This is a genomic window from Pseudonocardia sp., assembly GCF_025965585.1.
In the GTDB taxonomy this organism is placed as follows: domain Bacteria; phylum Actinomycetota; class Actinomycetes; order Mycobacteriales; family Pseudonocardiaceae; genus Pseudonocardia.
In genome coordinates this window covers 1-11,868 of record NZ_JAOPWR010000007.1, presented here as the reverse complement: position 1 = coordinate 11,868, position 11,868 = coordinate 1, and the positions used below count along the sequence as shown (strand labels likewise).

General features: G+C 74.2%; 10 protein-coding genes. 3 read left to right on the top strand and 7 right to left on the bottom strand.

The genetic code is table 11. From position 1 onward, the window contains the following. The first annotated feature begins 50 nt into the window (after positions 1-50). Together JWR81_RS00305 and JWR81_RS00300 are read left to right on the top strand one after the other, a co-directional pair. Entirely contained in the window at positions 51-1,001 is a 951-nt protein-coding gene (locus tag JWR81_RS00305) for an ATP-binding cassette domain-containing protein (RefSeq protein WP_297645085.1), read from the top strand. After that, a complete protein-coding gene (locus JWR81_RS00300; protein WP_297645082.1) occupies positions 998-1,819 on the top strand; it encodes an ABC transporter permease in 822 nt (273 codons plus the stop codon). Before JWR81_RS00305 ends, JWR81_RS00300 begins: the two co-directional genes overlap by 4 nt. On the opposite strand, the gene JWR81_RS00295 is transcribed toward JWR81_RS00300, so the two are convergent. The 5 genes from JWR81_RS00295 to JWR81_RS00275 form a co-directional block, all read right to left on the bottom strand. Further along, positions 1,820-2,332 (bottom strand): DUF6069 family protein, encoded by a 513-nt coding sequence (locus tag JWR81_RS00295; RefSeq protein ID WP_297645079.1) that lies wholly within the window; start codon positions 2,330-2,332, stop codon positions 1,820-1,822. Positions 2,333-2,479: 147 nt separating this feature from the next. Then, on the bottom strand, positions 2,480-5,620 hold the full coding sequence (locus JWR81_RS00290) for a BTAD domain-containing putative transcriptional regulator (RefSeq protein WP_297645076.1): 3,141 nt from the start codon (positions 5,618-5,620) through the stop codon (positions 2,480-2,482). 36 nt (positions 5,621-5,656) lie between these two features. After that, positions 5,657-6,418: an ABC transporter permease gene (locus JWR81_RS00285; protein ID WP_297645073.1), complete on the bottom strand. Its 762-nt coding sequence runs from the start codon at positions 6,416-6,418 to the stop codon at positions 5,657-5,659. Further along, on the bottom strand, positions 6,415-7,380 hold the full coding sequence (locus tag JWR81_RS00280; protein ID WP_297645070.1) for an ATP-binding cassette domain-containing protein: 966 nt from the start codon (positions 7,378-7,380) through the stop codon (positions 6,415-6,417). Before JWR81_RS00280 ends, JWR81_RS00285 begins: the two co-directional genes overlap by 4 nt. A 32-nt stretch (positions 7,381-7,412) precedes the next feature. Then, entirely contained in the window at positions 7,413-8,774 is a 1,362-nt protein-coding gene (locus JWR81_RS00275; protein ID WP_297645067.1) for a dipeptidase, read from the bottom strand. A 78-nt stretch (positions 8,775-8,852) separates the two neighbouring features. On the opposite strand from JWR81_RS00275, the gene JWR81_RS00270 reads away from it, so the two are divergent. Continuing rightward, positions 8,853-10,508 (top strand): fatty acyl-AMP ligase, encoded by a 1,656-nt coding sequence (locus JWR81_RS00270; RefSeq protein WP_297645065.1) that lies wholly within the window; start codon positions 8,853-8,855, stop codon positions 10,506-10,508. A gap of 1 nt (position 10,509) precedes the next feature. Here JWR81_RS00270 and pth read toward each other — a convergent pair whose 3' ends face one another. Further along, positions 10,510-11,097 carry an aminoacyl-tRNA hydrolase gene (gene pth / locus JWR81_RS00265; protein WP_297645088.1) on the bottom strand — a complete coding sequence of 196 codons (588 nt, stop codon included), beginning with the start codon at positions 11,095-11,097 and terminating at the stop codon, positions 10,510-10,512. Next, on the bottom strand, positions 11,097-11,750 hold the full coding sequence (locus JWR81_RS00260) for a 50S ribosomal protein L25/general stress protein Ctc (RefSeq protein WP_297645062.1): 654 nt from the start codon (positions 11,748-11,750) through the stop codon (positions 11,097-11,099). The genes pth and JWR81_RS00260 overlap by 1 nt, the downstream gene beginning before the upstream one ends. Positions 11,751-11,868: the final 118 nt, after the last annotated feature.

Genomic DNA, 11,868 nt, shown 5'->3' with positions numbered 1-11,868 from the left:
TGTCAGCCTCGTGGCGGTGCCGTGTCAGCGGCCGGGCGCAGCCTGTCCGCATGGAGTCCGTCATCCAGGTCGATGGCCTGGTCAAGAAGTTCGGGGGCACCACCGCGCTCGCGGGGGTGGACCTCGTCGCCCGCCCCGGCGCGGTGCTCGGCCTGCTCGGCCCCAACGGCTCGGGCAAGACCACCACCGTGCGCGTGCTCGCCACCCTGCTCCGCCCCGACGCCGGGTGCGCCACCGTGTTCGGCCACGACGTCGTCACCGAGGCGGCCGCCGTCCGCGGGCGCATCGGGCTCACCGGCCAGTACGCGGCCGTCGACGAGGCCCTGACCGGCACGAACAACCTCATGCTCATCGCGCGCCTGCTCGACCTCTCGCGCTCCGCCGCCCGGGCCCGCTCCGCCGAGCTCGTCGAGCGCTTCGGGCTCACCGAAGCCGCGGGCCGGAAGGTGCGCACCTACTCCGGCGGCATGCGGCGCAGGCTCGACCTCGCCGCCAGCCTCATCGGCCGCCCCGACATCCTGTTCCTCGACGAGCCGACCACCGGCCTCGACCCCCGCCACCGCAACGAGGTGTGGGACAGCGTCCGCGGCCTGGCCGCCGACGGCGTGACGGTGCTGCTCACCACGCAGTACCTGGAGGAGGCCGACCGGCTCGCCGACGACCTGGTCGTCCTCGACCGCGGCCGGGTGATCGCTGCCGGCACCCCGGCCTCGCTCAAGGCCGACATCGGCGGCCAGCGGCTGCACGTCCGCCCGCTCCATCGCACCGACATGTCCGTCGTCGCCGCGGTGGTCGCGGACCTCGCTCCCGACCAGGCCGCGGTCATCGACACGAGCGGTGAGCTCGTCGTCCCCGCTCCCACGCCGGACCTGCTGCGCCGCGTCGCGGACCGGCTCGAGGACACGGCCGTCGCCGTCGCGGAGATCGGTCTGCGCCTGCCGAGTCTCGACGACGTCTTCATGACCCTGACCGGCCGCGCGCCCGAGACCGAGGCGGCATGACCTTCACCGCACCCGCTCCCACCGCCCGGCCGGCACCGGCCCCGGAGGCCGCCCGCCGCGGCCCGTCCACCCTGCGCCACGGCGTGACCCTCGCCTGGCGCGGCGTGATCAAGACGATCAGCTCGCCCGAGGCGCTGCTCGACGTCACGCTGCAGCCGGTGATCTTCCTGCTGCTGTTCGTCTACGTTTTCGGCGGCGCGATCGGGGGGAGCACGCAGAACTACCTGCAGTTCGCGCTGCCGGGCGTGCTCGTGCAGACCATCGTGTTCGCCTCGGCCGGTACCGGCGTCGGGCTGGCCGACGACCTGAGCACCGGCATCTTCGACCGGTTCCGCAGCCTGCCGATCTCCCGCTCCGCCCCGCTGGTCGGGGCGATCGGCGCCGATCTCGTGCGCTACGTGACGTCCGGCGTGATCATGCTGATCTTGGGGGCGGCCCTGGGCTTCCGCTCCGGGGCGGGCCCGCTCGCGTTCCTCGCCTCGATGGGCCTGATCGTGGTGTTCGCGTTCGCGTTGTGCTGGGTGTTCACCACGCTCGCCATGGTGGTCAAGCAGCCGCGGTCGGTGCAGGGGCTCGGTGCGCTGATCATGTTGCCCCTGTCGTTCGCCAGTAACGTCTTCGTGCCCGCGAGCACGATGCCGGGCTGGCTGCGGGCGTTCGTGGACGTCAACCCGGTCTCGCAGACCGTCAGCGCCGTGCGGGGCCTGCTCACCGGTGGCCCCGTGGCGGCTCCGGCCAGGTTCGCGCTGGTGTCGGCCGCGGTGATCATCGCGGTCTTCGCGCCGCTCGCCGTGACGCTCTACCGCCGCCGCACGTGACTACGCGCGCGTCGACGCCGACAGCGCCGCACCGGTGACGAGGCTGATGATCGCCAGCCCGATCACCAGGTGGATCACGCCGGTGGCGAGGCTGACGGCGAGCGTGTCGTCGTTGAGGATCGGCAGCACCACGGCGACGGCCGTGAGCAGCCCGGCGATCCAACCGAAGTACGCCATCGGCCGCGGGGTGCTCAGCAGCAGCAGGTGCGCCAGGCCGGTGGCCGCCAGCGCGGCGACCGCCGCGGAGACGCACAGGATCACCGTGCGCGAGTCACCGAGCGCCCCGGACTTGACGGGCGCGAGGTACGGGATCTGCAGCAGCGCCCGCACGATCAGCAGCCCGACGAGCCCGATCAGCGCGGCGACGATGGCCGTGGCGACGCCGCCGGCCCACAGCCGGCCCGCGTTGATCACCGGGCCGCGGGGTGGTTCGGGACGTGCGGGCTGCTGGACGCCGTGGCGCGGCATCTGCCGCGTGCGGTCCCAGTCGTCCTCGTTGTAGCCGCCGCTCATCCTGTCCCCACCCCGTCCTGCCGAGAAGATCGATCCGCGCACGATGGACCACTCCTGGGCTCCGCGCAGAACGAGTGTCCCGTATCGGACACCGGATGCGCCCGCCGCCCGGCCGACGGGCCGCTCGGACGGGTGAGGTCAACGGTCTCAACAGGGTGCGGCGCTGGTCGTCCCGCCGCTGTGGAGGGCGGTCCCGAACGCCTCCAGCCGGGCCACCCCGTCGGCGCGCGGGAGCTCGGCCCCGGCGCGGACGAGCGCGTCGGCGTCCGTCCCGAGGGAGGCGCGCAGCGTCGTGAGCGTCCCCCGGACCTCGGGCGAGCCGCGGTCGAGCGTTCCCCGCTGCGCGGTCGCCACCCCCAGCAGCAGGCAGGCGCACCGGGGATCGCCCTCGGCGAGCGCGAGCTGTGCGGCCACCTCCGCGACCGCCGCCGTGACCGGACCGTCCCGGCTCTCGACCGCCGCGGACACGCCCTCCGCAACGGCGGCCCGGGCCTCGTCGACGTGGCCCGCCGCCAGTTCGATCGCCGCCCGCGTCATCGCGAGGAAGGCCCGCCGATGTGGCACGGCGAGGCCGCCGAACCCGCTGCCGGCCAGGTCGGAGGCGGCGATGTCCAGGTGGGCGCGGGCGGCGTCGAGGTCGCCCGCCATGCGCTCGATCTGCGCCAGCGCGCTGGCGAGACCACCCGCGGAGATGAACGGCCCGTCCTTCGGCCAGCCGATGCGCTCCAGCATCGCGCGGGCTGCGGCGATGTCGCCGTGGCGTGCCTCCAGCAACGCCCGCCTGCTGAGGAACTGCAGCAGGTCGTCGTCGTTGCCCAGCTCGGCGGACAGCGCGATGGCCTCGTCGTAGGCGCGGGCCGCCGCCGCGTGGTCGCCCGCGACGTCCTCCAGCTCCCCGAGGGAGTGCACGGTCAGGCCGAGCCCGAACCGGTCGCCGATCGCCGCCAGCTGATCGTGCGCGACGCGCAGCAGCTCCCGCTGCTCGTCGATGCGACCCTCGTTCTCCGCGATCTGGGCCCGCACCGAGAGGGCGTACCCACGCACCCAGGGGTCCTGTGCCTCGGTCGCCAGTGCGACGATCGGGCCGTCGTCCTCCTCGACGAGCAGCGTGGTGACCGGCTCGAGCAGCTGCAGGACCGGGTGCCACGGCCGGGGCAGCCCGGCGGCGAGGGCGACGGCGGTCTCCGCGAGCCTCCGCGCTCCAGCCGCGTCGCCCTTCCCGACGCTCAGCACGGCGAGGAACCCGGTGCTGAGGGCCCGGGCCTGCGCCGGCACCTGCCCGTCCAGGCCGTGGACCGTGGTGGTCCACCGGTCGGCCTCGTCCGTGCGGCCACGGATCAGCCACGACCACACCATGGCGGCGACGATTCGGTGCGCCGTGGCCGCGTCGCCCCCGGCGACCGTGCGCCGCAACGCGATGTCGATCTCGTCGGCCTCTGCGCGGAGGCGGGCGAGCCAGCCCAGCTGGTCGGCCGTGCGCAGGTGCGGCTCGGCGGTCTCGGCGAGGTCCAGCACCATGCGGGCGTGCGCGTCCGCGGCCGCCTCGCGTTCCCCTGCCTCGTCGAGGCGCTCGCCCGCGTACTCGCGGATGGTCTCCAGCATCCGGTAGCGCGTGGGCAGCCCGTCCGGCTGCGGGACGGCCACCACCAGGGACTTGTCGACGAGCGAGGCGAGGCGCTCGAACACGTCGTCCACGTCCGGGCCCGCGCAGACCCCCTCGGCCGCCGCGGCCGTGGCCCCGCCCGCGAACACCGCCAGCCGGCGCGCGACCGCCCGCTCGGGATCGGCCAGCAGGTCCCAGCTCCAGTCGACGACGGCGCGCAGGGTCTGGTGGCGCGGCAACGCGGTGCGGGCCCCGGAGGTGAGCAGGCGGAACCGGTCGTCGAGGCGCGTGAGGATCTCCGCGGGCGTCAGCGTGCGCAGGCGGGCGGCGGCCAGCTCGATCGGGAGCGGCTGCCCGTCGAGGCGCCGGCAGATCATGGCGGCGACGGGCTCGACGTCCGCGGTGAGCGCGAACCCGGGCCGGACGGCCGCCGCGCGGTCGGCGAACAGCGCCACGGCGTCGGGCCCCGCCAGCGCCTCCACCGGGTGCAGCACCTCGCCCGGCACGCCGAGGGGCTCGCGGCTGGTGGCCAGCACGCGCAGCCGGGGGGCGGCGTGCAGCAGGGTCTCGGTGAGTGCTGCCGCGGCGTCGACGAGGTGCTCGCAGTTGTCCAGCACGAGCAGGGTGTCGCGTGCGGTGAGGGCGGTGACCAGCCGGGTGACGCTGTCGGGAGCGGGATCGTCCTGCGTGCGGAGCACCAGCTCGGGTTCGCCGACGGCGGCCAGCACGGCTGCGGCCAGCTGATCGCCGTCGGTCAGCGAGGCGAGCTCCGCGAGTACCGCGGTCCGACCGGCCACGGCCTCGCGCGCGAGCCGGGTCTTGCCCGCCCCGCCGGGCCCGATGAGCGTGACGAGGCGGGTGCCGGTGAGCAGTCGGCGTACCCGCTCGACGTCGCCGGCACGCCCGACGAAGCTGTTCAGCCCGGTACCGACGGTCCTCGTCGCGGCGCGCGGCTCCGCGGCCGACATGGTCTCGCCGCGCAGCACCGCGAGCCGGGCGGCGGCCAGCTCCGGACCCGGGTCGACGCCCAGCTCGTCGGCCAGCCTCGCGATCGTCCGGTCGGCGACGGCGAGCGCGTCGGCCTGCCGTCCGGCGGCGTGCAGCCCGGCGGACAGCAGGGCCGCGGTGGTCTCCCGCAGCGGCGCGGCGTCGAGTTGCGCGGTCAGGCCGTCGAGCTCGTCCGCGACGCGTCGCAGACGCAGCGCGACACGCGCTCTGCTCTCGACCAGCACGGCCCGCCGTTCGCCCAGCCGGGCCGCGACGAGCCCCGCGAAGGGCAGCTCTGCGACGTCGACGAGGGCCGGCCCGCGCCACAGCGCGAGAGCCTCGGTGGCCAGGTCGTACGCGGGCTCCGGCGGCTGCGATCCCGCGGCGGTGACGAGCTCGTCGAACCGCAGCGCGTCCACGTCCCGGGGTGCCACCCGCAGCCGGTAGCCCCTGGCGTCGGTGACCACCAGATCGCCGCCGATCGCCCGCCGCAGCCGCGACACCAGCGCCTGCAGCGCGTTGCCGGCGCCGTCGGGCGGGGACTCGCCCCACAGGTCGTCCACCAGCACCGACGTGCCCACGGGGCGTCCGGCGTCGAGGGCGAGGCGGGCGAGCAGGCCGCGCAGGCGCACGCCCCGCAGTGGCACGGGCCCGCCGTCGACCCGCACCTCCACGGCGCCGAGCAGACCGATGTGCACGGAGACCAGTCTGCCCGGTTCGTCGAGGTGGTTCGCTCAGGCGCTCTCGCGCTGGAACGTCCGCACGCCCCACGCGACCGTGACCACCACCAGCGCGATCATGATGACGATCCCGACCACCGCCACGGACCCGAGGTCGCCGCGGAAGATCGCGCGTTCGGCGTCCACGACATAGACGAACGGGTTGACCCGCGAGAGGTCGTAGAGCCACGTGGGCGCCAGCGTCATCGGCAGCAGGATCCCCGACAGCAGGAGCAGCGGCAGCACGATCGTGTTGAGCACCGGGGCCAGCGCGTCCTCGCTCTTGAGCCGCAGCGCCAGCGCGTACGACGCCGAGGACATCGCCAGCGCGAGCAGCGCCACCAGCAGCAACGCGATGACGACCCCGCCGAAGGGGGCCCGCAGCCCGAACGGCAGTGCGAGCAGCGTCAGCAGGATTCCCTGAACCACCAGCACCACCACGTCCTTGAGCGCGCGCCCGACGAGCAGCGCCACCCGGCTGACCGGCGTGACGCGCATCCGCTCGATCACGCCCGCGCGGTACTCGCTGATCAGCCCGAAGCCGACGAACAGGCTGCCGAACAGGCCGAGCTGCACCAGCAGTGCGGGCACGAGCACCTGGTAGGCGTCGCCCGGCGGGAAGCCGGGTGTGTTCTGGATGACCGGCACCAGGAGCGGGCCGAACAGCGCGAGGTAGAGCACCGGCTGGACGATCCCGATGATCACCCAGGCCGGGTTGCGCAGCGACTGCCTCATGGAGCGCTGGAAGATCAGCCACGTCTCGGTCAGGGTCGTCATGCCGATACCCCCGCGGGCTCGTCGGAGTCCCGGAGGGATCGTCCGGTCATGGTCAGGAACACGTCGTCGAGGCTGGGGCGGCGCACCTCGAACGAGGTCGTGGCGACGCCGGCGGCGTCCAGCTCGCGCAGCAGGGTCGGCAGCACGGAGGCGCCGTCGGGCACGCGGAAGCGCACGGTCTGGCCCTCGGTGGCGTGCTCTGTGCTGTCCGGCACATGCGCGGACAGCTCTGCCGCGCGTCCGGGATCGGCCGTGCCCACGAGCACGAGGTCGCCCGAGACGCGCCGCTTGAGCTCGTCGGGCGTGCCCTGGGCGACGATGCGGCCCTTGTCGATCACGAGGATCCGGTCGCACAGGGCGTCGGCCTCGTCGAGGTAGTGGGTGGTGAGGAACAGCGTGGTGCCGTGCTCGGCGTGCAGGCCGCGGATGTGCTCCCAGAGGTTGGCGCGGCTCTGCGGGTCGAGCCCGGTGGACGGCTCGTCCATGAACAGCAGCGTGGGCAGGTGCATGAGGCCCATCGCGATGTCGAGGCGGCGGCGCTGTCCGCCCGACAGCGTCTGGACCACGCGCGTCTCGGTGCCGCCGAGGTCGAGCTCCTCGAGCAGCTCGGCGGCGCGCTCGCGGGCCCTCGCCCGCGTGAGGCCGTAGAAGCGGCCCTGGAGGATCAGCTCGTCGGCGACGAGGCAGTCGGGCCCGGCGCCCCCGCTCTGCCCGACGTACCCGATCCGGCGGCGGACGCCGAGCGGGTCGGCGAGGAGGTCGTGGCCGGCGATCGTGGCCGTGCCCGCGGTCGGCGTGAGCAGCGTGGTGAGCATGCGCAGCGTGGTGGTCTTCCCGGCTCCGTTCGGGCCCAGGAAGCCGACCAGCTCGCCGGGCCCGAGGTCGATGTCGACGCCGGCGACGGCCTCGACCACCCCTCGTCTCGTGCGGAACGTGCGGGCGAGCCCGCGTGCGTGGATCACCGAGCCAGAGTGGCCCGGCGCAGGTCGGGGCGCTACTCGGTTCCGGCCAGCTCGGCCAGCAGCAGCGCCTCGGCGAGCACGCCACGGCGGAACATGCCCAGGTCGAGGCTCTCGTCGATCCCGTGCCAGCGGCTGGCCGGATCGCCGACGCCGGTGACGAGCACGGCCGCACCCGGGAAGGTGCGCGCGAACGCGGCGATGAACGGGATCGAGCCGCCCATGCCCGTCTCCACCGCGTCGTTGCCGTAGGCGGTCGAGAACGCGCGGCGCGCGGCGTCGTAGGCGTTGCCGGTGGCGTCCAGGCTGAACGGCTCGGCGGTGCCCGGTCCGGGCTTGACGGTGACGCGGGCACCCCACGGTACGTGCGCGCGGAGGTGGTCGGCCAGGGCGTCCTGGGCCTTGGGGGCGCTGTCACCGGGGGCCAGCCGGAGGCTGACCATCGCCCGCGCGTGGGGCAGCAGCACGTTGGACGCCTCCGCCACCCGCGGCGCGTCGATGCCCAGCACCGCGACCGCGGGCTTCTGCCACGTGCGCTCGACGATGGGGCCGCTGCCGAGCAGTTCCACACCGTCGAGCAGCGAGGCGTCCGAGCGGAAGGTGGCCTCGTCCAGGTCGGGCGCCTCGGACGTGCCGTGCACCAGCCCGGCGACCGCGACCTCGCCGTTCTCGTCGTGCAGCGTGGCGAGCGTGCGGCACAGCGCGGTCAGCGCGTCGCCGACCGGGCCGCCGAAGACGCCCGAGTGCGCCGGGCGCTCCAGCATCGCCACCTCGACCACCACGTCCACCAGCCCGCGCAGGCTCGTGGTGAGCGCAGGGACGTCGACGGCGGGGTTGGCGGAGTCGGCGATGACGATGACGTCGCAGGTCAGCAGCTCGTGGTGCTCGTGCAGCAGCGCCGGGAGCGTGGGGGAGCCGGACTCCTCCTCGCCCTCGATGAACAGCGTGACGCCGATCGGCGGGTGCCCGTCGTACGCGCGCAGGACGGCGAGGTGGGTCATCACGCCCGCCTTGTCGTCGGCGGCCCCGCGGCCGTAGAGGCGCCCGTCGCGCTCGCTGGGCTCGAACGGCGGAGTGGTCCAGTTCTCGTCGCCGCCGGTGGGCTGCACGTCGTGGTGGGCGTAGAGCAGGATCGTCGGCTTGCCCGCGGGCGCCGGCCAGTGCGCGACGACGGCAGGCGCGCCGCCCTCGGCCGCGATGATCGTCACGTCGGCGGCACCGGCCGCGCGCGCCAGCCCGGCCACGGCATCGGCGCTGCGCTGCGTGTCGTCGGCGTGGGCCGGGTCCGCCCAGATGCTCGGGATGCGCACGAGCCGCTCGAGGTCCTGGCGCACGCCGGGCAGGGCGACATCGACGGCGGCGGTGAGGTCAGCGGCGTTCGCAGCGAGATCCGGCACGGAGCCCGATGCTACGCCCGCGGGTCGACTCGATCACTGGTGCGCGGGGCCGGCCGTCCGGACCGTAGGCTGCGCGCTATGTCCCGGTTCCTGGCGATGCTGCTGGATTCCGCCGCCCGTTCCTCCCACGGCATGACCACCGGTGAGCCGAAGGACCCCGTCCGCCGGCCCTGGCCCGAGGTGCACGCCACCGCGCGGCGGATGGCGGCTGCGCTGCAGACGGGTCCCGACCCGCTCGCGCGGGGCGCCTCGGTGGGCGTGCTCGCGGGGGAGCCGGTGGCCATCGCCCCCGCCGCGCAGGCCGTCTGGCTGACCGGCGGCAGCGTCACCATGCTGCACCAGCCCACGCCGCGCACCGATCTGGCCGCGTGGGCCGAGGACACCGTCTCCGTGCTCAAGATGATCGACGCCGAGCTGGTGCTGCTGGGCGCGCCCTTCGACGGGCTCGCCCCGGTGCTGGTGGAGCGCGGCATCGCTTTCCGCACCATCGACTCCCTGGACTCCCCGGACGCGGCAGGCACGTTCGAGCCGGACGCGGACGTCGCCGACGAGGGCGACACCGCCCTGCTGCAGCTCACCAGTGGCTCCACGGCCGAGCCCAAGGCCGTCCGCATCACGCACGGCAATCTGCACGCCAACATCACCGCGATGACGGAGGCCGCCCGCCTCGACATCGACCGCGACGTGATGGTGTCGTGGCTGCCGCTGTTCCACGACATGGGGATGGTCGGTTTCCTGACCGTCCCGATGGTCACCGGCCTGGAGCTGGTGACGGTCACGCCCGTCGACTTCCTCACCCGTCCGCTGCTGTGGGCCGAGCTGATCTCCAAGTACCGCGGCACCGTCACCGCCGCGCCCAACTTCGCCTACGCCGTGCTCGGTCGCCAGCTCGCCCGCGCCGACGGCCCGCTCGACCTCTCCACGCTGCGCATCGCCCTCAACGGCGCCGAGCCGATCGACGCCGACGCGGTGGCCGCCTTCACCGACGCCGGGGCACGGTTCGGGCTGCATCCGGAGTCGGTGATGTGCGCCTACGGCATGGCCGAGACCGCGCTGGGCGTCGCGTTCGCGCCGATCGACACCGGGCTGGCGGTCGACCACGTCGACGCCGGCCAGCTCGAGTCGCACCGCCGCGCCGTCCCCGCAGGCGACGGCCCGTCGCGCCGCTTCCCGAAGCTCGGCCCGCCGTTGCCCGGCATCGAGGTGCGCGTCGTCGCCGACGACGGCACGGTGCTGGGTGAGCGCGAGGTCGGCGTGCTGCAGCTGCGCGGCCCGTCCGTCACGCCCGGCTACCTGACGGTCGACGGGCCCGTCGCCACCCAGGACGCCGAGGGCTGGCTCGACACCGGCGACGAGGGCTACGTCACCGGTGGCCAGGTCGTGGTCTGCGGCCGGCGCAAGGACGTGATCATCATGGGCGGCCGCAACATCTACCCCACAGACATCGAGCGCGCCGCGGGCGCGGCCGACGACGTGCGGGCCGGCAACGCGGTGGCCGTCCGGCTGGTGGCGGGGGAGCGGCGCGAGTCGTTCGCGGTCGCCGTCGAGTCGCGCAAGGCCGGGGACGCCGAGGCGGAGAAGTCCATCCGCAAGGACGTCACGTCGCGGATCGTGTCGGCGGTCGGTGTGCGCCCCGCGGAGGTCGTCGTCCTGGGGCCCGGGAGCCTCCCGAAGACCCCCTCGGGCAAGCTTCGCCGCGCGGCCACGGGCGACCTGCTGCGGGCGCGGAGCTGACTCAGCCGGAGAGCGCGTGGAACTTGTTCTGCGCGGGTTCGAGGCCGTCGGCGAGGAGGGCCTCGGCGGCGTCGGCGGCCAGGTCGACAGCGAACTCCAGCTCCTTCTTCTCCGCACCGGAGAAGCGCTTGAGCACGAAGTCGGCCGGATCCTGGCGGCCCGGTGGGCGCCCGATGCCGAAGCGGACGCGGAGATAGTCACGCGTGCCGATCGACGAGCTGATGGAGCGCAGCCCGTTGTGGCCGCCCTCGCCGCCGCCCAGCTTGAGCCGGACGACGCCGAAGCCGAGGTCCAGGTCGTCGTGGACGACGATCAGGTCGGCCGGGGCCACCGAGAAGTACCTGACGAGCCCGGCAACCGGGCCGCCGGAGACGTTCATGTACGTGCGCGGTTTCGCGAGCACGAGACGGCGTCCGGCGAGCCGGCCCTCGAGCACGTCGGCATTGCTCTTGTGCTTGGAGAAGCGGCCACCGCCGGCCCGCGCCGCCAGCATGTCGACGACGCGGAAACCGACGTTGTGGCGGGTCTCGGAGTAGTCCGGACCCGGGTTGCCGAGCCCGACCACCAAGGCGGGGCCCGGCGCCACGATCAGCTCTCCGAGGAGCCGGAGTCGGACGGCTCGGCGGCCCGCTCCGCGTCGGACGGCTCCTGGACGACGCCCGCACCCTCGGTGTCGATCTCGGCCTCCATGTCGGCCTCGGTCGGCGCCGCGACGACGTTGACGACCAGCAGGTCGGCGTCGGCGCGCAGCGTGGTGTTGGCGGGCAGGCGGAGGTCGCCTGCCTGGATCTGGGTACCGATCCTGAGACCCTCGACCGAGACCTCGATCTGGTCCGGGATGGAGGAGACGTCGGCCTCGACCTCGAGAGCGTTGAGCTCCTGGCTGACCATCGTGCCCGGAGCGGCGTCGCCGGTGACGACGATGCCGACCTCGACCACGACCTTCTCGCCGCGGCGGATGACCAGCAGGTCGACGTGCTCGATGTACGGGCGGATCGGGTGCTGCACCACCGTCTTGGTCAGGGCCAGCTGCGGCGTGCCCGCGATGTCCAGCGTGATGACCGCGTTGCGGCCCTGCTCGCGGACGATGCGCTTGAACTCCAGCTCCGGCAGCGACAGGTGCTGGGGGTCGGTGCCGTGCCCGTAGAGGACGGCGGGGATCTTGCCTGCACGACGGGTGCGGCGGGCTGCGCCCTTGCCGAACTCCGTGCGGGTCTCGGCGGCGATTACGGCCTCGGCCACGGTCATACTCCTCGATCAGCTCATCACGATGGGGACGCGCGGCGAGGGGCACCGGTCGAAGCCGGACCCACGTCGATCACGGCGGGCTAGAAGGACACCCGCCCTCGCCGCGGAACTG

Excerpts from the sequence above, each read along its gene's own strand:
- JWR81_RS00305 (WP_297645085.1), top strand. The coding sequence starts at position 51 with ATGGAGTCCGTCATCCAGGTCGATGGCCTGGTCAAGAAGTTCGGGGGC.
- JWR81_RS00300 (WP_297645082.1), top strand. The coding sequence starts at position 998 with ATGACCTTCACCGCACCCGCTCCCACCGCCCGGCCGGCACCGGCCCCG.
- JWR81_RS00295 (WP_297645079.1), bottom strand. The coding sequence starts at position 2,332 with ATGAGCGGCGGCTACAACGAGGACGACTGGGACCGCACGCGGCAGATG.
- JWR81_RS00285 (WP_297645073.1), bottom strand. The coding sequence starts at position 6,418 with ATGACGACCCTGACCGAGACGTGGCTGATCTTCCAGCGCTCCATGAGG.
- JWR81_RS00270 (WP_297645065.1), top strand. The coding sequence starts at position 8,853 with ATGTCCCGGTTCCTGGCGATGCTGCTGGATTCCGCCGCCCGTTCCTCC.